General features: G+C 70.5%; 19 protein-coding genes. 6 read left to right on the top strand and 13 right to left on the bottom strand.

Annotation, left to right across the window (positions count from 1 at the left end):
• Positions 1 to 26: 26 nt before the first annotated feature.
• The 3 genes from VEB62_RS05080 to VEB62_RS05070 all read right to left on the bottom strand — a co-directional run bounded on the left by VEB62_RS05080 (position 27) and on the right by VEB62_RS05070 (position 5,376).
• Positions 27 to 2,276 (bottom strand): prolyl oligopeptidase family serine peptidase, encoded by a 2,250-nt coding sequence (locus VEB62_RS05080; protein ID WP_324796255.1) that lies wholly within the window; start codon positions 2,274 to 2,276, stop codon positions 27 to 29.
• A 7-nt stretch (positions 2,277 to 2,283) separates the two neighbouring features.
• Positions 2,284 to 4,467 (bottom strand): prolyl oligopeptidase family serine peptidase, encoded by a 2,184-nt coding sequence (locus tag VEB62_RS05075; protein ID WP_324796251.1) that lies wholly within the window; start codon positions 4,465 to 4,467, stop codon positions 2,284 to 2,286.
• 93 nt (positions 4,468 to 4,560) lie between these two features.
• Positions 4,561 to 5,376: a potassium channel family protein gene (locus VEB62_RS05070; protein ID WP_324796249.1), complete on the bottom strand. Its 816-nt coding sequence runs from the start codon at positions 5,374 to 5,376 to the stop codon at positions 4,561 to 4,563.
• Positions 5,377 to 5,435: 59 nt separating this feature from the next.
• Between VEB62_RS05070 and dapF the strand changes: the two genes are divergently transcribed.
• Together dapF and VEB62_RS05060 are read left to right on the top strand one after the other, a co-directional pair.
• Positions 5,436 to 6,266, top strand: coding sequence for a diaminopimelate epimerase (gene dapF / locus VEB62_RS05065; RefSeq protein ID WP_324796246.1), 831 nt, complete (start codon positions 5,436 to 5,438; stop codon positions 6,264 to 6,266).
• A gap of 850 nt (positions 6,267 to 7,116) precedes the next feature.
• Positions 7,117 to 9,396 (top strand): NADP-dependent malic enzyme, encoded by a 2,280-nt coding sequence (locus VEB62_RS05060; RefSeq protein ID WP_324796243.1) that lies wholly within the window; start codon positions 7,117 to 7,119, stop codon positions 9,394 to 9,396.
• 4 nt (positions 9,397 to 9,400) lie between these two features.
• Here the strand turns inward: VEB62_RS05060 and VEB62_RS05055 are convergent, their stop codons facing one another.
• From VEB62_RS05055 to rdgB, 9 genes are all read right to left on the bottom strand, one after another.
• On the bottom strand, positions 9,401 to 10,759 hold the full coding sequence (locus tag VEB62_RS05055; RefSeq protein WP_324796240.1) for an AmpG family muropeptide MFS transporter: 1,359 nt from the start codon (positions 10,757 to 10,759) through the stop codon (positions 9,401 to 9,403).
• A gap of 32 nt (positions 10,760 to 10,791) precedes the next feature.
• A complete protein-coding gene (locus VEB62_RS05050) occupies positions 10,792 to 12,336 on the bottom strand; it encodes a response regulator (RefSeq protein WP_324796236.1) in 1,545 nt (514 codons plus the stop codon).
• 78 nt (positions 12,337 to 12,414) lie between these two features.
• Entirely contained in the window at positions 12,415 to 14,010 is a 1,596-nt protein-coding gene (locus VEB62_RS05045) for a YifB family Mg chelatase-like AAA ATPase (RefSeq protein WP_324796233.1), read from the bottom strand.
• Positions 14,011 to 14,073: 63 nt separating this feature from the next.
• The gene (gene gshB, locus VEB62_RS05040) at positions 14,074 to 15,030 is read right to left on the bottom strand and encodes a glutathione synthase (RefSeq protein ID WP_324796230.1); all 957 of its coding nucleotides are present in this window, start codon (positions 15,028 to 15,030) and stop codon (positions 14,074 to 14,076) included.
• Between the two features lie 61 nt (positions 15,031 to 15,091).
• Positions 15,092 to 15,907, bottom strand: a complete 816-nt coding sequence (locus tag VEB62_RS05035) for a SirB1 family protein (protein ID WP_324796227.1) — start codon at positions 15,905 to 15,907, stop codon at positions 15,092 to 15,094.
• Positions 15,904 to 16,344 (bottom strand): YraN family protein, encoded by a 441-nt coding sequence (locus VEB62_RS05030; protein WP_414641982.1) that lies wholly within the window; start codon positions 16,342 to 16,344, stop codon positions 15,904 to 15,906. Before VEB62_RS05030 ends, VEB62_RS05035 begins: the two co-directional genes overlap by 4 nt.
• Entirely contained in the window at positions 16,341 to 17,213 is an 873-nt protein-coding gene (gene rsmI / locus VEB62_RS05025) for a 16S rRNA (cytidine(1402)-2'-O)-methyltransferase (protein ID WP_324796225.1), read from the bottom strand. Before rsmI ends, VEB62_RS05030 begins: the two co-directional genes overlap by 4 nt.
• Positions 17,214 to 17,554: 341 nt before the next feature.
• Positions 17,555 to 18,709, bottom strand: coding sequence for a radical SAM family heme chaperone HemW (gene hemW / locus VEB62_RS05020; RefSeq protein WP_324796222.1), 1,155 nt, complete (start codon positions 18,707 to 18,709; stop codon positions 17,555 to 17,557).
• A gap of 137 nt (positions 18,710 to 18,846) precedes the next feature.
• A complete protein-coding gene (rdgB, locus tag VEB62_RS05015; protein WP_324796219.1) occupies positions 18,847 to 19,467 on the bottom strand; it encodes an RdgB/HAM1 family non-canonical purine NTP pyrophosphatase in 621 nt (206 codons plus the stop codon).
• 452 nt (positions 19,468 to 19,919) lie between these two features.
• On the opposite strand from rdgB, the gene VEB62_RS05010 reads away from it, so the two are divergent.
• The 4 genes from VEB62_RS05010 (at position 19,920) to VEB62_RS04995 (ending at position 21,681) form a co-directional block, all read left to right on the top strand.
• The gene (locus VEB62_RS05010; protein WP_324796217.1) at positions 19,920 to 20,489 is read left to right on the top strand and encodes a DUF2975 domain-containing protein; all 570 of its coding nucleotides are present in this window, start codon (positions 19,920 to 19,922) and stop codon (positions 20,487 to 20,489) included.
• Positions 20,490 to 20,602: 113 nt separating this feature from the next.
• The gene (locus VEB62_RS05005; RefSeq protein WP_324796215.1) at positions 20,603 to 20,863 is read left to right on the top strand and encodes a helix-turn-helix domain-containing protein; all 261 of its coding nucleotides are present in this window, start codon (positions 20,603 to 20,605) and stop codon (positions 20,861 to 20,863) included.
• Positions 20,860 to 21,405, top strand: a complete 546-nt coding sequence (locus VEB62_RS05000) for a Smr/MutS family protein (protein WP_324796211.1) — start codon at positions 20,860 to 20,862, stop codon at positions 21,403 to 21,405. The genes VEB62_RS05005 and VEB62_RS05000 overlap by 4 nt, the downstream gene beginning before the upstream one ends.
• A gap of 3 nt (positions 21,406 to 21,408) precedes the next feature.
• Positions 21,409 to 21,681, top strand: coding sequence for a hypothetical protein (locus VEB62_RS04995; RefSeq protein WP_324796207.1), 273 nt, complete (start codon positions 21,409 to 21,411; stop codon positions 21,679 to 21,681).
• On the opposite strand, the gene VEB62_RS04990 is transcribed toward VEB62_RS04995, so the two are convergent.
• Positions 21,682 to 22,716, bottom strand: a complete 1,035-nt coding sequence (locus tag VEB62_RS04990; protein WP_324796204.1) for an adenosine kinase — start codon at positions 22,714 to 22,716, stop codon at positions 21,682 to 21,684.
• Between the last annotated feature and the right edge of the window lie 10 nt (positions 22,717 to 22,726).

The following is a 22,726-nucleotide window of genomic DNA, read 5'->3' as shown; positions in this document are numbered from 1 at the left end:
CCCTTGGGGGAGAAGGGAGCCGCGTCCTAGTCCATCAGCTGCTGCGCCAGATAGACGTAGTGCCTCGCCCAGCGCCGGGCGTTGGCCACCGGATCGGCGTCGTTGGAATGTCCGCCCGAGGTCTCCTCGTAATAGAGGTGGTCGTGGCCCATCGCCTCCAGCCGCGCCGCGAATTTGCGGGCGTGGCCCGGATGCACCCGGTCGTCGCGGGTGTTGGTGGTGATGTAGACGCGCGGATACTCCGCCTCCGGACGAAGCTGCTGATACGCCGAATAGCGGGCGATGAACGCCGCCTCCTCCGGGATGCGCGGGTCGCCGTATTCGCCGATCCACGAGGCCCCGGCGGGCAGTTCGTGATAGCGCAGCATGTCGATCAGCGGGCTCTCGATCACGGCCGCGTTGATCAGCTCCGGATGCTGGGTCATCGCCACCGAGGTCAGCACCCCGCCGTTCGAGCGGCCATAGACGCCGGTCCGCCGCGGGCTGGTGATCCCCCGCTGATGGAGATCGCGCGCGACCGCAGCATAGTCGTCGAAGGCCAGCTGGCGGTTTTCCTTGAGCACCGACTGGTGCCAGGTCGGGCCGAATTCGCCGCCGCCGCGGATGTTGGCGTTGACGTAGACGCCGCCGTTCTCGAGCCACAGCCTGCCCATCTCGGGGATGTAGGCCGGCGGCTTCGACACCTGGAACCCGCCGTAGCCGTAGATGATCGTCGGCGCATGGCCGTCCATCACCAGATCGCGCGGCCGGACGACGAAATACGGAATCTTCGTCCCGTCCGACGACGTCGCCTCGAACTGCTCGACCACATGGGTCGAGGCGTCGAAGCGGGCGGGGGCAGTGCGGAGGGTTTCGGTGACTCCCGCGCGCGCGTCGGCGAGGCTGAGGGTCGAGGGGGTCAGGAAGCCGTCGACGCTGTAGAAGAGCCGGCTGGAGGCTCGGCTGAGGTCGCCCAGATGGACCGAGACGTTCTCCGGAATCTGAAGAGCCTGCTGATTCCAGAAGTTGACGAGCCTGGAGTCTGACATCCGCTCGCTGTCGACGAATTGAACCAGCCGGCCGCGAACATTGTCATAGAGCGTGGCGACCAGGCGGCCGCCGTCGAGAACCGCGACATCTTCCACCGACTGGCGATCGCTCGGCTCGAAAACGGTCTCCGAATCACGGATTCGGGCAGCGGTGTCACGGTCTCCCCGGCCGCCGAGCGCGGTGAGGCTGTAGGCCAGCAAGGAGCCCGCCTTATGGATCGGGCGGTCGCCCCGCGAGGCCAGTCGCCAATCCTCGTCGATTGTGAAGATCAGACGCCCCCCGGTCACGCCCCGGACGTTGACCCGCTCGGGAAGGCCCAGCTTGACCGGCTGGCCGTCGATCAGCTGCCAAGTCTCGCTGCGGAACGTGTCCAGCGGCCGGCTGATCAGGACGGCCTGTACCGCTCCAGCGCCGTTGCGGAGGACGCTCGGACTCACCCCATACCCGCCGTCGCCGATGTCGCCGCGATAGACTTCCGTCGCCTGGGCCAGCGTCTGGCCGCGCTTCAGCGCCTTGACGATGAAGGGGTAGCCGCTCTCCGTCAGGGTGTTCGGCCCGAAGTCCGTCGCCACCAGAAGCGTGTCCCGGTCCAGCCATTCCAGCCGGTGCTTGCCTTCCGGCAGGATGAAGCCGTCCTCGACCCACAGGCCGGTCGAGGTGTCGAACTCGCGCACCACCACCGCGTCCTTGCCGCCGTCCGACAGCGAGACCAGGCAGCGCGTCTCGTCCGGCGCGAGGCAGTCCGCGCCCTTCCACACCCAGTCCTTTTCCTCGGCCCGCGACAGGGCGTCGATGTCGAGCAGCGTCTCCCACCGCGTCGCGTCGGACCGGTAGCTGTCCAGCGTCGTGCGCCGCCAGATCCCCTTCGGATTGGCCGCGTCCTGCCAGAAATTGCCGATGCCTTCGCCGAGGAAGCTGGGCGACGGGATGCGGTCGGTCGCCGACAGAATGTCGAACGCCTGCGCCCGGAAGGTCTCGTAGCGCCGGTCCCCCTCCAGCGCCGCCAGCGCCTTGCGGTTCGACTCCGCCACGAAGGCCATGGCCTCGGCGCCGTTGACCTCCTCCAGCGCCAGATGATCGTCGGCGGCCCGCACCCCGGCCGGGGTCAGGTCGGCCGGGAAGTGCGGCGCCGGCCTGCGCACGTCCGCGATGATGATATCGTCCGGACCGTCGGCCTGCTGCGCGAAGGCGGGGACGGCGGCGAGCCACAGGGCCGGGATCGCAGCGGTCAGAAGCAGTCGTTTCATGGGGGCTCTACTCCGCCGCCGGCTGATCCATCAGCCGCCGGCTCAGATAGGTGTACTCCAGCGCGATCCGCCGGGCCGTCTCGCGCAGGTTGGCCCCCGCCGCGTGACCGCCGTCGGTGTTCTCGTAGAACAGCACCGGATAGCCGAGCTCCTCCAGCCGCGCCGCCGCCTTGCGGGCGTGGCCCGGATGCACCCGGTCGTCCTTCGTCGAGGTGTGGATGAACACCTCCGGATAGGGCTGGCCGGCGCGCAGGTTCTGGTAGGGCGAGTAGCGCTCGATCCACGCCCGCTCCTCCGGCACGTCGGGGTTGCCGTATTCCGCGATCCACGAGGCCCCGGCCAGCAGCTTGTGGAAGCGCAGCATGTCGAACAGCGGCACCTGGATGACCGCGCCGTTGATCAGGTCCGGCCGCTGGGTCAGCATCGCCCCCATGAACAGCCCGCCCTGCGAGCCGCCCATGACCCCGAGGCGCGGCTGCGAGGTGATGTCGCGGGCGATCAGGTCCTCGGCCACCGCCTGGAAGTCCTCATGCGCCCGCTGGCGGTTCTCCTGCAGCGCCGCCTGGTGCCAGCGCGGCCCGAACTCGCCGCCGCCGCGAGTGTTGGCGATGACGTAGACCCCGCCGCGCTCGAGCCACAGCTTGCCGACCGTGGCCGAATAGCCGGGCAGCAGCGAGTTCTGGAAGCCGCCGTAGCCGTACAGCAGGGTCGGGTTCGACCCGTCCAGCGGCATGTCGCCCCTGTGGACGACGAAGTACGGGATCTTCGTCCCGTCGGCCGAGGTCGCCTCGAACTGCTCGACCACCATGCCCGTGGCGTCGAACTTGGCCGGCAGCGACTTGACCGCGTCCGCCGAACCGCCCGCCGCATCGGCCAGATACAGGCTGGACGGGTTCAGATAGCCGGCCACGTTGACGAACACCCGGTCGTCGCGCTCGCTGGCCGAGCCGATGCCGACGGTGACGTTCTGCGGCAGGTCCAGCCGCGTGCGGCTCCACTCGCCGGCGGGATTGGGCTCATAGACATAGACCGAGCCGCGCACGTTCTCGTACAGGGCGACGACCAGTTTGTTGCGGGTGTTGGAGATGCCCTCGATCGCCTCGCGCTCGCCCGGCCGGATGACCAGCTGCGCCGGCGTCGCCGGATCGGCCAGCCAGCGCTCGAGGTCCCAGGCGATGACGTCGCCGGTCCGGAATTCCTGGCCCGACGGCGCGGTCCAGTCCTGGTCCGTCGTCACCACCATCTGGCCCCGCACCAGGGCGTTGATGTTCGACTTGGCCGGCAGCTCCAGCTTGGTGGTCGTGCCGTCGGCGTTGAGCCGGTGCGTCTCGCCCTCGTAGAAGCTGACCCCCCGGTTGATCAGGGTCGCCTGGATGACCCCGTCGGCGTCGCGCAGCGTATAGCCCGAGACCGAGACATCGGTCGGCTGGCCGGTGAACACCGTCGTCGCCTGATCCAGCGTCTGGCCGCGCTTCAGCACCTTGACGATCATCGGATAGCCCGAGCTGGTCAGGGTGCCCGGTCCGAAATCGCGCGAGACCAGCAGGGTGTCCTGATCGACCCAGGTCGCCCCGCCCTTGGACTCCGGCAGCACGAAGCCGTCCTCGACGAAGGTCTTCGTGGCGCGGTCGAACTCGCGCACCGTCACCGCGTCCTTCCCCCCGTCGGACAGGCTGACCAGGCAGCGGGTCTCGTCCGGCGGCAGGCAGGTCGCGCCCTTGTAGACCCAGTTCTTGCCCTCGGCCGCCGACAGGGCGTCGAAGTCGAGCACGGTCTCCCACTGCGGCTCGGCCGAGCGGTATCTGTCCAGCGTCGTGGTCCGCCAGACGCCGCGCACATGCTCGGCGTCCTGCCAGAAATTGTCGATCGTGCCGTCGTGGTTGAAGCCCGGCGACGGGATGCGGTCGCGGGACTGGACGATCTCCAGCGCCTGCCGGTGCAGGGTCTCGAAGCGCGGGTCGCCGCGCAGGACGCCGAGCGAACGCTCGTTATGCTCGTTGACCCAGGCCATGGCCCGCTCGCCCTCGACCTCTTCCAGCCACAGATACGGGTCTGTCGCGTCCGAGGTCGCGAAGCCGGCGCCGGCGCCCGAGGCCTCGGCGGAGGAGTGGACGGGCGTGGTCTGGGCCATGGCGGCGCTCGAAAGGGCGGTGGAGGCGAGAAGCGCGGCGAGCGCGGCGGTGCGGATCATTCTGGGCGGTCCCCGACGGTTGGTCGGGCGGCACCTTACCGGCGGCGGCCCCTCCGGCAAGGCGAGGCGCGCGGAGGTTACGGATTTGTCATTTCAATGATGCCCCTCGTCCGGGATGCACAGCACCTCGCCGCAGGCCTTGCAGTGGACCGCGTCCGGATCGTGCTTCTGCAGGCCGCAGACCGGGCAGGGGAATTTCACCTTGTGCGGCCGCACGATGGTCTGGGCCAGCCGCAGGAACAGGGTGATGCCGGTCAGCATGATGATGATCGACAGCACCCGCCCCCAGTTGCCGGGCAGGGTGATGTCGCCGAAGCCGGTGGTGGTCAGGGTGGCGACGGTGAAATACAGCGCGTCCAGATAGCCGTGCAGATCCTCGTGGCGCCCCCTGAAGGTGGCGTAGACGAAGCCGGTGGCCACGAAGACGAAGGTCACCAGCGCCGCCAGCGCCCGCGTCACCTCCTCCACCCGCGTGTCGTCGAAGCGGCGGCCGACCGTGCGCCAGAAGAAGTCCGAGCTCAGCAGAGTCCACAGCCGCAGCATCCGCAGGAAGCCGAAATTGTACAGCCAGGCGGGGAACAGCAGGGTGGCGAGGATGAACACGTCGACCCAGGTGGACGGCTTCTTCAGCCAGTCCTTGATGTCGCTGTAGGCCAGGGCGCGCCCGGCCATGTCGGCGAGCAGCACCACGGCCACGACGGCGTCGACGACATAGAAGGCCCAGCCCGCCTCGCGCAGGATCGGCGCGGCGAGGAAGAAGCCGATGATGGCGAAGTCGACCACGATGACCGCCAGCCGGAAGCGCACCGCCAGCGGCGACGAGCCGTGGTAGAGGTAGCGCAGCCGGGCCCTGAGGCGCAGGCCCTCGGCCTTCGGGGCGTTGGCGGGCACGGGTCTGGAACGGCTCATGGTACAGCGATAACGCGCGTCGCTCGCGCAAGGAACCGGCAAGGCCTATATCCCGCCCGATGACCCGTCCCTTCGTCCGCATGAACGGCGCCGGCAACGACTTCGTCGTCGTCAACGCGCTCGAGACGCCGTTCGCGCCGACGGCCGACCAGGTGCGCGCCATCGCCGACCGCGCTGCCGGCCAGGGCTGCGACCAGCTGATCGCCATCGAGCCGTCCGCGACCGCCGACGCCTTCATGCGCGTCTGGAACGCCGACGGCGGCCAGGTCGAGACCTGCGGCAACGCCCTGCGCTGCGTCGGCTGGTTGCTGATGGAGGCCAACGGCAGGGACTCTGTCGTCATCGACACCCTCGGCGGTCCGACCACCGCCACCCGCGCGGGCGATCACCGCGTCCGCGTCGACATGGGTCGCCCCGGACTGGACTGGACCGAGGTTCCGCTGGCCGAGGCGATGGACACCCGCGGCATCGAGCTCCAGGTCGGCCCCATCGACGACCCGATCCTGCATACGCCGGGCGCGGTCTCGATGGGCAATCCGCACGTGGTCTTCTTCACCGACCGCCAGGACGACGCCTTCGTGCGCGGCTCCGGCTCGCTGGTCGAGCACCACCCGCTGTTCCCCGAGGGCGTCAACGTCGGCTTCGCCAACGTCCTCGCCCCCGACCGCATCCGGCTTCGGGTCTGGGAGCGTGGCGCCGGCCTGACGAAAGCCTGCGGCACCGGCGCCTGCGCCGCCCTCGTCGCCACGGCCCGCCGCGGCCTCACCGGCCGCCACGCCGTCATCGAGGCCGACGGCGGCGAACTCGAGATCGACTGGGACGAGGTCTCGGGCCATGTCTTCATGACCGGCCCGGTCGAGATCGAGGGCACGGGGGCTCTGGCGGTCTGAGCGTCCGTCTCCTCACCTTCCCCACGCAGTGGGGAGGGGGACCGCGCGAAGCGTGGTGGAAGGGGCGGCGCAGGCGTCATGACGCTGTGCTGACAATCCGGGGAATTATAGTCAGGTTCAGCGAACAAATAGCGCGCATAATCAACAACATGACCTGTTGCTAGACCCGTTCTCCTGCGCACAGGGGACGGGCTCATTACAATGCGCTTCACCCCGTCGCGGGGGAGGGCGTCTGGCGCCAGGGCCAACCACGTGCGGCGGGTGTGATCGTTGCGGGACGCCGGGCGCCGCCTTTTCGGAGGCGCGCGGCGGAACCGGACCATCCTGGAGGACGGGTTGCTCCCCCCTCCGGCGTGGAAAGGGACTGTCCTCCGGTTTGAAACGGAGGAGCCCAGGGGCCTGGCCGCTCCTGCCCGCCCGGGCTTAGTTTCGAAAGGGTCTAAAGGGTGAAGGCCGCGGGGCCGAAAATGGCAAACCCCGCACCGCCCTGCGATACCCGCCCCGAAGCGCTCGCGAGGCACGATCACGGCGGAGCGCGGACGTTCAGCCGAAAATCACCAAGGCCCCCTACGGCGAAAGCACGGGGGCCGCTCACACGGTTCCGGGCCGAACGCCCGCGCTCCGCCGACCTCCCCGCTCGACCTGCCGCGCCCGCGCGGCGGGGCGAAACTGCATGACCTCGTCATCCCCCGCCAACGAACCCGAAGGGCGAGGCCGGGCCGGCGACGCAAGCGGCGATCAATCGTGCGCGGCCCGTTTTCCGCAACGTAAAGGTCCGGGCGGTTGTCCGCGTCCGTCCCACAGCCTAGGAACAATCCTCCCGACCCCGCCTTCGGAATCCCTGCCGACCATGCCCGACCTGACCGACAAACAGACCTTCTCCGACGAGGACGCGCTGGAGTTCCACCGCAGTCCCCGGCCGGGCAAGATCTCCATGGCCCCGACCAAGCCGATGGCCACCCAGCGCGACCTGTCGCTGGCCTATTCGCCCGGCGTCGCCATTCCGGTGCTGGCCATCGCCGCCGATGTGGACAAGGCCTACGACTACACGTCCAAGGGCAATCTGGTCGCCGTCATCTCGAACGGCACGGCCATCCTCGGCCTCGGCAACCTCGGCCACATGGCGTCCAAGCCGGTGATGGAGGGCAAGGCCGTCCTGTTCAAACGCTTCGCCGACGTCGACAGCTTCGACGTCGAGGTCAAGACGACGGACCCGGAAGAGTTCGTCACCGTGGTCAAGAACATCGGCGACACCTGGGGCGGCATCAATCTGGAGGACATCAAGTCCCCCGAATGTTTCGTCATCGAGTCCGAGCTGCAGGATCTGCTCGACATCCCGGTCTTCCACGACGACCAGCACGGCACGGCCATCATCTCGACCGCCGGCCTGATCAACGCCGCCCATATCGCCGGCAAGAAGCTGGAGGACCTGAAGGTCGTGCTGGCCGGGGCCGGGGCCGCGGGCCTGTCGTCGATCGCCCTGATGAAGGCCGCCGGCGTTCGGGCCGAAAACACCGTCATCGTCGACCGCGAGGGGGTGGTCTGGAAGGGCCGCGACAACGTCGACCAGTGGAAGGCCGCCCACGCCACCGACACCCCGCACCGCACCCTGGCCGAGGCCATGGTCGGCGCCGATGTCGTGCTGGGTCTCGCCGCCAAGGGCGCCATCACCAAGGAGATGGTCGCCTCCATGGCGCCCAACCCGATCATCTTCGCCATGGCCAACCCGGACCCCGAGATCACCCCGGAAGATGTCATGTCGGTGCGTTCCGACGCCATCATCGCCACCGGCCGCTCGGACTACGTCAACCAGGTCAACAACGTGCTGGCCTTCCCGTATCTGTTCCGCGGCGCGCTCGACGTGCGGGCCCGCCGTGTCAATCACGAGATGAAGATCGCCTGCGCCGAGGCCCTCGCCGCCCTGGCCCGCGAGGACGTGCCGGATGAGGTCGCCGCCGCCTACCGCGGCCGCAAGCTCAAGTTCGGCCGCGACTACATCATCCCGACCCCGTTCGACCCGCGCCTGATCTGGTACATCCCGCCCTTCGTGGCCCAGGCCGCCATGGACACCGGCGTGGCGCGCAAGCCGATCGAGGACATGGACGCCTACCGGACCGAACTGCGCTCGCGGCTCGATCCGTCGGCGGCTCTGATGCAGAACATCTCCGGCGCCGTGCGCGCCGCGCCGAACAAGCGGGTGGTCTTCGCCGAGGGCGAGGAAACCGCCGTGATCCGCGCCGCCTGGGGCTTCAAACAGGCCGAACTGGGCACGCCGATCCTGCTCGGCCGCGAGGAGCTGATCCGCAAGAACGCCGCCGAGGCGGGGCTGAACTTCGACGACATGGGCATCGAGATCGTCAACGCCCGCGTCTCCGAGCACAATGTCGAATACACCGACTGGCTCTACGAGCGCCTGCAGCGCCGCGGCTATCTGAAGCGCGACGTGCAGCGGATGATCAACCAGGACCGCAACTATTTCGGCGCCACCATGTGCGCCCGCGGCCAGGCCGACGCCATGGTCACCGGCGTGACCCGCAACTTCAACATGGTGCTCAAGGAGGTCCGCCGCGTCCTCGACGTCAAGGAGCGGATGATCGGCCTGTCGATCCTGCTGGCCAAAGGGCGCACCCTCTTCGTCGCCGACACCTCGATCCACGAACTGCCCAACGCCGAGGAGCTGGCCGAGATCGCCATCCAGGCCGCCGAGACGGTGCGCAAGCTGGGCAAGACGCCCCGCGTGGCCTTCCTCAGCTATTCGACCTTCGGCAACCCGCCGGGCGACCGGGGCGAAAAGGTGCGCGAGGCCATCCGCATCCTCGACCAGCGCGGCTGTGATTTCGAATACGAGGGCGAGATGCCGCCCGAGCTGGCGCTCGACCCCGACGCCCGCGCCGCCTACCCCTTCATGCGCCTGTCGGGCCACGCCAATGTGCTGGTCATGCCGGCCATCCACTCGGCCGCCATCTCGACCCGGCTGGTCCAGCAGCTCGGCGGCGCCACGGTCATCGGCCCGCTGCTGGTCGGCCTCGAGAAATCCGTCCAGATCGTCTCGCTGGGCGCCTCGGTCAGCGAGATCATCACCGCCGCGACGTTCGCCGCCTATGAGGAAGGGGCGATCGGGGAGGAGTAGGCGGTCAGGTCACCCCGGCCGCCGCCTTCAGCCGGCGGTTCCGCCGGTCCAGCAGCCAGCACAGGATGACGGCCGGAATCCCGACCGCCGCCGTGCCCGCGAAGAACAGAGCATAGGCGACCATCAACTCATGCCCCTGCTGCAGCCCCTCGACGACGACGCCCGAGAACCCCTTCAGGAACTTGCCGAGCAGGGCGTAGAACGAACTCAACAGGGCGTACTGGGTCGCCGTGTAGCCGATGCCGGTCAGGCTGGACATGTAGGCGACGAGGGCGGCGCCGGCGAAGCCCTCGGAGAAATTCTCGACGAACAGCACGCCGCCGAACATCGGCGTCGACAGGCCAACCACCGCCATCAGGGTATAGCCGAGGTTGGACAGCGGCCCGATCAGGGCGCCGAGCAGCAGCGTCGGACCGAAGCCGAAACGCACCGCGCTCAGTCCGCCCGCCGCGATGCCGACGAAGGCCGCGACCAGGCCGACGCTCAGCCGCATGGCGCCGATCGCCTCCTTGGTCAGGCCCAGGTCGATGTAGAAGGGCCCGACCATCGGGCCCATCACGAAGTCCGGCAGCCGGTAGAGGCTGATCGCCGCCAGCATCAGGAAGGCCGCCGCCTTGTGGGTCTTGAGAAAGTTGATGAACGGGCCGACCACGACGTCGAACATTCCCCGCAGCGTCCACGGCGGCGCGCCTCCGGTGGCGGCCGCGATCTCGCGCCGGTCGACCGGCTCCTTCGCGAACAGGGTCGCGCCTATGGCGATGGCCATGGCCGCGCCCCAGATTCCGTAGGCGCCGTTCCAGCCGAACCAGCTGGCGAAGAAGAGGATCAGCGCATTACCCGCCAGGATGGCGAAGCGATAGCCAAGCTGGAAGGCGGAGGTCAGCAGGCCCAGATCGTCATCGTTCTCGGCGCTTTCGATCCGCCAGGCGTCGACGACAATGTCCTGGGTCGCCGAGGCGAAGGCGGTGACCAGGGCGGCGGCGCCGAGCGCGGTCAAACCGCCTTCCGGGCCGATGATCGCCATGGTGATCAGGGCGGCGCCGACCACTGCCTGGGACAACAGCATCCAGCCGCGTCGCCTGCCCAGTCGACCCAGCAAGGGAACGTCGAACCGGTCCACCACGGGCGCCCAGATGAATTTGAAGGAATAGGCCAGACCGACCCACGAAATGAAGCCGATGGCCGACAGCGCCACATCGCCTTCCGCCAGCCAGATGCTGAGCGTGGCCCCGGTGAGCAGGAACGGCAGGCCGGAACCGAAGCCCAGCAGCAGGGTGATCAGGACGCGGCCACGACCCAGCGCTTTAAGGACATCCTTCGCCCCCGCCTTGCGCGGCGCCGCATCCGTGGAAGAGTCGGTCATCTGGCGTCCCTCGTGAGACGCCCCCCGCGTCCCTATGCGACCGCGACCTTGGCGCGCTCCGCGCGGTTCGTCCAGCGGGCGAGAGAGGCGCGCAGCGCCTCGGGCTCCAGCGGCTTGACCAGATGGTCGTCCATCCCGGCCTCGAGGCAGGCGCGGCGGTCCTCGGCGAAGGCGTTGGCGGTCAGGGCCACGATCGGCGTCCCGTCGCCCCGGGCGCGGATGGCGCGGGCGGCGCTGGGGCCGTCCATGCCGGGCATCCGCATGTCCATAAAGACCAGGTCGTACCGGGCCCGCTTGAGGGCGTCGAGCGCCTCATGGCCGCTGGCGGCGGTCTCGACCGCGCAGCCCTCGCGCCGCAGCAGGGTCGCGGCCAGCAGGGCCCCGACCGGATTGTCCTCGACCAGCAGCACCCGGGTGCCCGAGAACCGGGTCACGGCGACGCGGTCGTCCTCGGGCGGCGGAGGCGGCGGCCCGGGCTGCATGGTCTGTTGCGCGCCCGAGGCGGCCAGCACGCGCTCGGCCAGCGAGCCGCGCCGCAGCGGCTTGATCAGATAGCCGTGGAACCCGGCCGACCGGTAGCGGGCGATCAGGTCGCGCTCGGAGGGCTTCAGCAGCACGATGGCGCGGGCGTCCAGCGGACGGGAGACGAGGCTCAGGCCGGCGGCCCGCGCCGCATGGTCGATCAGGACGACCGGGGCCCTGGCCGAGACCTCGCCCCCCGACGCCTCGATCTGGGCGGCGGCGGCGGCGGCCACGAACGGATCGGGACTGACCACGGCCACGGTCTGGCCGGCCAGCGACAGGGCCCGCTCCGGGGCGTTCCTGACCGCCGGGAAGACCGCCTCGAAGCGGAAGCGGGCGCCGGGGCCGTCGGGCCGGTCGGCGACGCTGACGGTTCCGCCCATGGCGTGGGCCAGCTTGCGCACCACGGCCAGGCCGAGTCCGGCCCCGCCGAACCGGCTGGCGTCGGAGGCGTCCACGTGGCCGAACTCCTCAAAGATGCGGCCGCGCGCCTCGACCGGCACGCCGGGCCCCGTGTCATCGACGATGAAGGCCAGCCGGGGCGCCCTGAGCGACCCGCCCGAGCGTTCAACCGTGATCCGGACACCGCCGCTCTCGGTGAATTTCACCGCGTTGCCGGCGAGATTGAACAGCACCTGGCGCAGCCGCCCCTCGTCGGCCATGACATCGACGGCCTCCGGCGCGACCGACCAGGCGATCTCAAGCCCCTTGTCGTGCGCCCGGGGGCTGAGCAGTTCGGCGACGCCGCGCACCAGCGTCTCCAGGTCGACCGGCGCAGAGTCGAACTCCAGCCGGTCGGCCTCGAGCCGGGCGTAGTCCAGAAGGTCGTTGACCAGGCCCAGCAGGTGTTCGGCGGAGGAGCGGGCGGCTTCGGCGTAGGCGCGCTGGGCGCCGTCGAGCCGGGTGCGCGACAGCAGGCCGAGCATGCCGATCACGCCGTTCAGCGGCGTGCGCATCTCGTGGCTCATCAGGCGCAGGAATTGGTGCTCGGCGCCCTCGGCGGCCGAAGCGTCCGTCTTCGCCGTGTCTGGAACCGCCTTCGTCCTGCGCGCCATCGACATCCCCTTGGACGGCGATCATGGCGGATCATGTCTTAAGGCTGGTTCAAGCGGGTCGGTTAAGGAAGTCTGAGGTCACCAGGCGGGCGCGCCGGCCCGTCCCTCGCTCGCGCCCGCCTGCCGGTCGAAATCCGCCTGGGCGCCGACCGTTGAACGGCGATGCACCAGCGCCTCGGCGATGTGCCGGCGCAGCACCCCGTCGCAGCCGTCGAGATCGGCGATGGTGCGGGCCAGCCGCAGCGTCCGGGTCCAGCCCCGGGCGGTCAGGCCGCCGGCCTCGCCCGCACGCATCAGCAGGGCGCGACCAGATTCATCGGGGGTGGCGAAGCGGTCCAGAGTCTCGCCCGACGCCCGGGCGTTGATCGCCTGATCATACGAGGTCTCCGGATCGATGCCGGCGGCGCGCAGGCGGTCCTGCTGCATGGCGCGGGCGGCCTGGACCCGGGAGGCGGCCTCGGCCGTGCCCTCGGCGGGCGGCGGCAGGGCCATGTCGGCGGCGGTGACCGGCGGCGTCTCCACCGTCAGGTCGATGCGATCGAACATCGGTCCGGAGATGCGGTTCTGGTAATCGCGCTGGCAGCGCGGAGCCTTGCCGCACGCCCCCTTGCCGCCGCCGCCCAGGCCGCAGCGGCACGGGTTCATCGCCGCCACCAGCTGGAACCGGGCCGGATAGCGCACGTGGGCGTTGGCCCGGGCCACCACGATCTCGCCGGTTTCGAGCGGCTGGCGCAGGGAATCCAGCGCCTGGGCGCTGTACTCGGGTAGTTCGTCGAGGAAGAGCACGCCGTTGTGCGCCAGCGAGGCCTCGCCCGGCCTGGCGCGCAGCCCGCCGCCGGTCAGGGCCGCCATCGAGGCCGAGTGATGCGGCGAACGGAACGGCCGGTCGCGGGTCAGGGCCCCGCGCTCGATCAACCCGGCCACCGACCAGACCATCGAGGTTTCCAGCAACTCCTTCGGCGTCAGCGGCGGCAGCAGGCCGGGCAGCCGCGCCGCCATCATCGACTTGCCCGAGCCCGGCGGACCGACGAACAGCAGGTTGTGGCCGCCGGCCGCCGCGATCTCCAGCGCCCGTTTGGCGCTCTCCTGCCCCTTGACCTCGTTGAGGTCGGGGACCCGATCGCCGGACCGCATCGCCCCCGGCTCGGGCCGGCGCAGCACCTGCACGCCCTTGAAATGATTGACCAGCCCGATCAGCGACCGCGGCGCCAGCACCGCCACCTCCCCGGCCCAGGCCGCCTCGGGGCCATTGGCTTCGGGACAGATCAGGCCCAGCCCCATGGCGTCGGCCGCCACGGCCGCCGGCAGGGTCCCGCCGACCGGCGCGATCTGCCCGTCCAGCCCCAGTTCGCCGACCGCCGCCCAGCCGGCCAGGGCGTCGGCCGGAATGACGCCCATCGACGCCAGCAGGGCGAGGGCGACCGGCAGGTCGAAATGGCTGCCTTCCTTGGGCAGGTCGGCCGGAGCCAGGTTGGCGATGATCCGCCTGGAGGGCATGGCCAGGCCGATGCCGGCGAAGGCCCCGCGCACCCGTTCCCGGCTTTCGGCCACCGCCTTGTCGGCCAGGCCGACGATGGTGAAGGACGGCTGGTCGCTGGACAGCTGCTGGACCTGCACGTCCACGCGCCGGGCGTCCACGCCTTCGAACGCCACCGTGACGACGCTGGCCACCATCGGCCCCTCCCGCAATCCGCGAGGAGAACGAACCATGAACCCGAACAGTTTGCAAGAGCGGCGTTACGCGACGGCGCGGACCGCCCGCTTGCGCTCGATCACGTCCCACATCAGCGCCGCCGCGTCGACGCCGGTGAAGCGTTTCAGCTGCTGGGCGCCGGTCGGCGAGGTGACGTTGATCTCGGTCAGCCAGTCGCCGATGACGTCGATGCCCACGAAGATCAGGCCGCGCGCCCTCAGCGTTGGGCCGATGGCGGCGCAGATCTCGCGGTCGCGGGCGGTCAGCTCGACCGGCGCGGCGGTGCCGCCGACGTGCAGGTTGGAGCGCACCGCGCCCTCGGCCGGCACCCGGTTGATGGCCCCGACCGGCTCACCGTCGACCAGCAGGATGCGCTTGTCGCCCTTCGACACCGCGGGGATGAATTTCTGGATCACCAGCGGATCTCGCGAGCCGACGGCGTGGATCTCGATCAGCGCCTCGAGATTGGGATCGTCGGCCTTCAGCCGCACCACGCCCGAGCCGCCCGCGCCGTGCAGCGGCTTCAGCACCACGTCCCCGTGCCGGCGGTGGAAATCCATCAGGGCGACCGGGTCGGAACTGATCAGGGTCGGCGGCTGCAGACCCGGGAAACGGGTGACCAGCAGCTTCTCCGGCGCCGATCGGACCTCGGCCGGATCGTTAACGACCAAGGTCCCGGGGTGCACCGTCTCGAGCAGATAGGTGGCCGTGACATAGGCCATGTCGAAGGGCGGGTCCTGGCGCATCAGGATGACGTCGACATCTTCGGCGAGGTCGAGCCGGACTTCGTCGCCGAAGCTGACGTGGTCGCCGGCGGTCCGGCGCAGGGTCACCGGCCAGGCCCGGCAGAACAGCCGTCCGTCCTCGAGCGCCAGGGTGCGGAAGTCGTAGACCCAGACCGGATAGCCCCGGTTCTGGGCCTCCATGGCCTGCAGGAAGGTGGTGTCGGACTCGATGTTGACCGCCTCGATGGGGTCCATCTGGATCGCGACTCTCAGCATGCCCTGTCCTTCCAAACGATCGGAGCTTGGCTAATGGGCAGCGGGAGGGCGGCGCGCAACCCTAGTTCAGCTGCAGGCGCACCCGGTCGACCGACATCCGGCGGTGGGCCTCGGTCGGATCATCCAGCGTCCGGGCCCGCGACAGGGCCTCCAGCGCGCCGGCCAGGGCGCCCTGCTTTTCGCGGGCCGCGGCGACGTCGAGCCACGGACGGTGATCTTCGGGATCGAGCAGGGCCCGGCGCAGGGCCGAACGCTCGGCGCCCTCGAAGTCCTGGGCGTTGATGGCCCGGCTGAACAGCACGTTCTGCAGGCGCAGCAGGGCCTGCCGGTCGCTGACCGGGGCCATCAGCACGTCGAGCCGGTCGGCGACGTGCGGCGTCAACCCGGCCCGCAGCGCCCGCCGGGTCAGTTCCGAGGGCAGCACCAGCCGGCCCTGGCTGAACGGATCCAGCGCCACCGGCCCGTCGGGCGTCTCGACCCGCAGCAGAAAATGGCCGGGGAAGTCGACGCCCTGCGCCCGCACCCCCGCCCGCCGGGCCGCGTCGAGATAGAAGATGGCCAGCGTCGCCGACAGGCCGCGCCGGCGCTCGGCCACGTCGATCACGTCGGTGTTGCCGGGATGGTCATAGTTCAGCAGGTCGCCGTTCAGCCGCAGGTCCGAGGCCATGGTCTCCGCCAGGGCCTCGTCCGGTCCCTCGCTCCCGATGCGTTCCGCCAGCCGCTGGGCCGCGTTGTGGGCCAGGGTCCGCACCGGTTCCGGATCGCGGAAGGGGTAGTCGTGGATGGCGCAGGCGATGGCGGCTTCCAGCAACGGAAACGCGCCGTCGTCGGCCTGGCCGGCCTCCATCAGCAAGAACTCGGCCTCGTCGCGCGTCATGCCCGCCCCCTCCCGAACGGCTCCACGCCACGACGATGGCGCGGAAGCCGGCCCGGAGCCAGCGCCACCATATCGATTCTGAGCAGATGTCCGGCCAAGCTGGGTCTTTGACGCAACACCGCGCGGCCCGCGGCCAGCAGCCGATCATACTGCTTTCCGGACAGGGCGGCGAGGGCCAGGTCCAGGGTGGCCCGGCGCTTGACCTCGACCACCGCCAGGGTGCGGCCGCGCCGGGCCAGGATGTCGATTTCGCCGGCCCGGGTCTTGAGGCGAAATCCGAGCAGCTGATAGCCCCGGCTCATCAGCAGGGCCGCGGCGATCCACTCAGAGCGATGGCCATCCCTGTGGGACAGGGCCCCCAGCGCCATCCGCCAGCCGCGCTTGGCCGCGACGACCCTCGGCGCCTTGAGGCGAGCCGGGGGCGCGGCGCGGGTCACCGGCCCTGCAGCTCCAGCGCCCGCCTGTAGAGCGGCTTGCGCGGCAGGTTGAGCGCCTTCGACACTTCCGCCGCCGCCTCGCCGGGCGGCAGCCGGGTCATCGCCTCGGCCAGGGCCGCGTCGGCGTCCGCGTCGGAGACGGTTTCGGTCTCGCCGGGGCCGATGACGATGACGATCTCGCCCTTGGGCGCCTGGCAGCGCGGATCGGCGGCAAGGTCGGGCAGCGGGCCGCGAATGCATTCCTCGTAAAGCTTGGTCAACTCGCGGGCGACCGCGGCCGGGCGGGGCCCCAGCACCGCGGCCATGTCGGCCAGGCTGTCGGCCAGCCGCGGCCCGCTCTCGAAGAAGACCAGCGTCTGGCGACCGGTGCGCAGATCCTCCAGCGCCGCCCGCCGCGCCCCCGATTTCGGCGGCAGGAAGCCGGCGAACAGCACCCGGTCGGCCGGCTGCCCGGCGATGCACAGCGCGGCCAGCAGGCTGGAGGCGCCGGGGATCGGATGCACCGGCAGGCCCTCGGCGATCACCGCCCGCGCCACGACGAAGCCGGGATCGCTGACCAGCGGCGTGCCGGCGTCAGAGACCAGGGCCACGACCGCCCCCTCGCGCAGCCGTTCGACGGCCAGTTCGGCGGCGCGGGCCGAGGCGTGGTCGTCGCACCGCTCCAGCTTCGCCTTCAGCCCGTAGGCCGACAGCAGCTTGCCGGTCACCCGCGTGTCCTCGGCCAGCACCAGATCGGCGGCGGCCAGCACGTCCAGCGCCCGCAGCGTCATGTCGCGCAGGTTCCCGATCGGCGTGGCGACCAGATACAGGCCCGACGCGACGGGGCGCGGCGGGGGGGCGGTCGGCGGAAAGACGGACGGATCGGGCATCGGCGGGACCGTGCCCGAGGGGAGCGGCGGGCTCAAGGCGGGAAGGGCGAGGCGATCGTCGAGCGGTGTCGGGGTCGGACGAAAAACAGGGTCTGAATCGTCTGAATCGTCTGAACGGTCTGAACAGGTTCGTCGCGGCGACCGGCCTCGCCCGCCCGCTGCATGGTTCGATTGTCAAAGACCGGAGGCTAGTATGCGCCCCCCGCTTCCTGCGGCGGAAGATCGGATCGAGAAAGGGAGATATAGTTGATATCGCCGGCTATTTTTCTTTGAACCCGACTATAGATTCGCGGATTGTCAGCACAGCGTCACGGCCGTTCCGTCTCCTCCCTGCGCGCGATTCAGGCCAGCAGGGCCTTCAGAACCGCGTCCAGCACCGGGCGTCCCCGGTCGGTGGCGGCGACGCGGTCGGCGGAGCGGACCAGGAAGCCGTCGGCGAGGAGGTCGACCAGCGGCGCCGCCTCGGGAGTCAGGCCGAGGGCGGCGAGACGGGCGAGCGGAACGCCCTCGACGGTGCGCAGGCCGAGCAGGACCTGTTCCTCGGCGGCCTCGACGGGGGTCTGGGACTGGCGTTCGACCCAGGGGGCGCCGGCGGCGACCCCGGCGACGTAGTCCGCGATGCCGCGATGGGCCACGGTGGCGGTGCGCACCCCCTCCAGGGTCAGCCGCCCGTGCGCGCCGGGGCCGACGCCGAGATAGTCGCCGCCGCGCCAGACGTGGAGATTGTGCGCCGACCGGGCGGCGACGCCCCGGGCGTGGTTGGACACTTCATAGGCCTCGAACGCGGCGCCCTCGAGCACGGCCTGGGTGGTCTCGTAGAGGGCGGCGGCCGTGTCCTCGTCCGGGGGCGTCCAGGCGCCGCGGGCCACCGCCCGGCCGAAGGCGGTCGTGGGCTCTATGGTCAGCTGGTAGGGCGAGACGTGCTCGAAGCCGAGGTCCAGCGCCTCGGTCAGTTCGTCGGCCCAGGTCTCCACGGTCTGGCCCGGGCGGGCGTAGATCAGGTCGATCGACAGCCGGTCGAAGGCCCGCCCCGCCACGGCCACGGCCCGGCGCGCCTCGTCGGCGGAATGGTTGCGGCCGAGGAAGGCCAGCGCCGCGTCGTCCAGCGCCTGCACCCCCATCGACAGCCGGTTGACCCCGGCGGCGGCGAGGGCGGCGAACCGGCCGGCCTCGGCGTCGGTCGGATTGGCCTCGAGGGTGATCTCGATCGGTCCGCGCGGCGGGAACAGGGCGTGGGCCCGCTCGATCACCGCCCCGACCGCCCCGGGCGCCATCAGCGAGGGCGTGCCGCCGCCGAAGAAGATCGAGGCCAGCCGGCGCGGACCGGTCAGGGCCGCCTGCGCCTCGAGATCGGTCAGGATCGCCTCGACCAGAGCCGCCTGCTCCTCCCCCCGCCCCCGGTCGCGCACGACGTTGAAGTCGCAATAGGGGCAGATGCGGGCGCAGTACGGCCAGTGGAGGTAGAGGGCGAGGTCGGAGCCGGGGGAAGGGGGCATGGGGTGTGGGGGGGCGAGGGATGAGGGATGAGGGATGAGGGATGAGGGGCGGTGATTGCGATCGTTGTGAAGCGACTCCGACGCTTCCCACCCGGGAACCGCTGCCTGGTAGTCCCTCATCCCTCATCCCTGACCTCTCACCCCTCCTCCATCAGCGCCGCCTTCAGCTTCTCGAACGCCCGGGCGCGGTGGCTGATCGAATCCTTCAGCTTCGGGTCCAGTTCGCCGAAGGTCCGGTCATGGCCGTCGGGGATGAAGATCGGGTCGTAGCCGAACCCCCGGTCCCCGCGCGGCGGAAAGGTCAGCCGGCCCTCGACCCGGCCCTCGACGACCACCGCCGGTCCGTCCGGCCAGGCCACCGCCAGGGCCGAGGTGAACCAGGCCCGGCGGCCAGAGTCGTCATCTGGGGCGCCGACCTCCTCCAGCCGTTCCTCGACCTTGCGCATCGCCAGGGCGAAATCCTTGTCCGGGCCGGCCCAGCGGGCGGAGAATATGCCCGGCGCCCCGCCGAGCGCCGCCACCGACAGGCCGGAATCGTCGGCCAGGGCGACCTCGCCGGATCGGTCCGCGGCGTGCCGCGCCTTGAGCAGGGCGTTGCCGGCGAAGGTGGTCTCCGTCTCCTCGGGTTCGGGCAGATTCAGCGCCCCGGCGGTGACCACGTCGTAATGTCCGCCCAGCAGGGCCTCGATCTCGGGCACCTTGCCCGGGTTGTGCGTCGCCGCGACCAGCCGCATCCCTTTGATAAGTCTGAGTTTCATGCCGATCACGCGCCCTGTAACGATCCATTGCCAAAGTTTAATATCGTTAAACGATATGTAACATGACTTCCCGCCGCGCACGCCCTATCTATTAACCCAAGGACGGACGCCGCAACGTTCCCCGATCCGAGCCGAACCGGCAAGATCGATGCAGCGGTACAACGAACGAGGGGTGAAAACATCCCTCACTCAGGATCAAGAGAGAACGACAATGAACACCATGAACGCTTCCTACTTCATCGAAAAGGTCGGCCACGGCGTCCTGAACGCCTTCCTGCTCGCCGCCCTGCCGACCGCGCTGGTCGCCACGCTCGTCCAGGCCCTGTGATTTCCTTTCGGTTCACCGGAGCTTTGACGATCCGTATGACAAACGCGAAGAATAAGACCGCGTGTGGGTTCGCCGGACCCCGCGCGGCATTCGCGCCTGGACTTCCGGCCTGAACGAGGCCCGCATGCGATTCCCGAAGACGCCGACGCTCGGGATACGCGCCCCTTCCCTGCCCCGTCTGAGCCTGGTCTCGATCTCCAGCGTGGCGGGCACCGCCTGCACCGTCGCCTTCTGGGTCCTGACCGTCGGCGCCGTCCTCGTCCCCGCCGCCGTGGTGGCGCTCAAGCTGCTCGGCTGGTCGCTGGTGACCGCCGGAACCGGGGACGACGCCATCGTGATCCCCCTGCCGTGGGCCTATGTGCTGCTGGTCGCCACCGCCGCCTTCGCCTACCTCTCCATCTCCGCCCTGATCTTCCGTCTGCTGATCGGCATCGTCGCGACGCTGCGCATGGGCGATCCCTTCCATCCGCTGAACGTGCGCCGCCTGCACCAGATCGCCGGGGCCTTCGCCTCGGTCACCGTCGGCGTCTGGGCCGGCCAGTTCCTGGTCGCCCGCTTCGTGCGCGGCGCCATGGAGGCGCCCAGCCTGTTCGACCTGATCACCCCGTCCTTCGCGGTCGTCATCATCGTGGTGATCGCCGAGGTCTTCCGCGAGGGCGCGCGCCTGCGTCACGAATCCGAGCTGACCATATGAGTGGGCGCGCGATCAGAAGGCCCCGTCTTCTCGACCCGACGCGCGCCGGAGCGGCCGCGCGATCAGAAGGCGCCGCCTTTTCGTCCCGCCGCCCGCCGGTATAGAGAGTTCCGATGGCCATCCGCGTACAGCTCGACCGCATCCTCCTCGAACGGCGCATGTCGCTGACCGAGCTGGCCGACCGCGTCGGCGTGACCCTGGCCAATCTGTCGATCCTGAAGACCGGCAAGGCGCGGGCCATCCGCTTCACCACCCTGGACGCCCTGTGCCGCGAACTGAACTGCCAGCCGGGCGACCTGCTGATCCAGACGCCCGGGCCGCAGGACCCCGGCTCGGACGAGGACGCCGACGGGAACGCCCCCGGCACCACATGAGCCGCCGCGACGACCTGAGCCCGGAGGACCGCCGGATCTGGGCGCGGGTCGCGGGCTCGGTCACACCCGCCAGGCCGAAGAAGGCGGCGCGGGTCATCCCGGGCGCCGCCGTCGTCGATCCGCCGGCCGCCCCGCTGCCGAAAGGCCTGGTGAAGGCCCGGAGCGTCGCGCCATCCTGGACCCCGCCCGCATCATCGCCCGCCCGCCCGCGGGGCCTGCCCGAGGAGCTGGAGCCCCGCCGCCAGCGCCGCCTGTCGCGCGAGCGCGATCCGATCGAGGCGAGGATCGACCTGCACGGCTACGGCCGTTTCCAGGCCCAGGACGCCCTCACCGCCTTCCTGATGGGGGCCCAGGCCCGGGGCTTCAGATCGGTGCTGGTCATCACCGGCCAGGGCCGGCGCGGCGGCAGCGGCGTGATCCGCGCCTCGGTGCACGAATGGCTGCAGGGCCCGGCCCTGCGCGGGGTGGTGTCCGGCTTCGCGCCGGCGGCGCGCAAGCATGGCGGCGACGGGGCGCTGTATGTGACGATCCGGACGCGCTGATCCGTGGCCCATCTCGTCGCCATCCAGACATCCACCGGGGAATGGCAGGCCTTTGTCGTCGCCCGACCGTCGAACCGCTTCGTCGGCGACATCGACGTCACCGGGCGGAAAGTGCCGGGTTTTTGCTACATGCGGGCGTGGGACGGCGTGCCCGGGGCCGAGGCCGAGCGTCTGGCCCTGAGCCTCAGGGGCGCGCCAAAGGCTTCCCGGCACGCCGCGATCCTGAAGGCGTCCGAAGGCCTGCGCCTCTCGGCCACCGCCGGAACCCCGGTCTGATCAGGCCAGCGCCAGCCCTGCATCCTTCGCCAGCGTCTCCAGCGATGCCATCGGCCGCGGGCCCCAGTGGGCGATGACCTCGGCGGCGGCGAGGGAGCCGAGCTTGCCGGCGTCCTCGAGCGACAGGCCGCGGGCGAGGCCGAGCAGCAGGCCGGCGGCGTACTGGTCGCCGGCGCCGGTGGTGTCGACGACCTTGTCGACGGGCGCGGCGGCGACCTCGACCCGCTCCGCTCCGCCCTTGCCGAACACCACCGAGCCCCTGGGCCCGCGCGTGACGGCGGCGATGTCGACGATGCGGCCGAGGTGGGCGGCGGCGTGGTCGAAGTCCCCGGTCTCGAACAGGGCGTGCAGTTCGGCCTCGTTGGCCAGGACGATGTCGGCCGAGGCCGCGATGAAGGCCAGCAGCTCGGCCCGCCAGCGATGCACCACGAAACTGTCGGACAGGGTGATGGCGACCTTGCGCCCGGCGGCGTGGGCGGCGGCGGCGGCGGCCTCGAAGGCGGCGCGGGCCGGGGCCGGATCGAACAGATAGCCCTCGAGATAGACGATGGCCGAGGCCCCGATCAGGTCGGCGTCGATGTCCGCGACCCGCAGCTGGTTGGCGGCGCCGAGGAAGGTGCACATGGTGCGCTGGCCGTCGGGCGTGACGTTGATCATGCAGACCCCGGTGGCCAGGCCGGCGGCGGCGCCGTCCCGCAGCGGCGGGGTCTCGAAATGCACGCCGGCGGCGCGGATGTCGTGGGTGAAGACGGCGCCCAGGGTGTCGTCCGCCACCTTGCCGATATAGGCCGCGCGGCCACCGAACGAACCGACGCCGGCGACGGTGTTGCCGGCCGACCCGCCCGAGGCCTCCACGCCGGCGGCCATGGCGGCGTAGAGGGCCGCGCTGCGGTCCGCGTCGACCAGCTGCATCGAGCCGGCGGTCAGGCCCTGCGCCTCGAGGAAGGCGGGGTCGCAGGGGGCGAGGACGTCGACGATGGCGTTGCCGACGGCGCAGACGTCATAGAGGGGGGCCGAAGAGGAGGGCTGGGTCATGGGGCGGCGT

The organism is Brevundimonas sp., assembly GCF_035626975.1.
Taxonomy (GTDB): domain Bacteria; phylum Pseudomonadota; class Alphaproteobacteria; order Caulobacterales; family Caulobacteraceae; genus Brevundimonas.
Note: the sequence above shows the minus strand (reverse complement) of the source record. Positions and strands in the feature narration are given on the sequence as shown.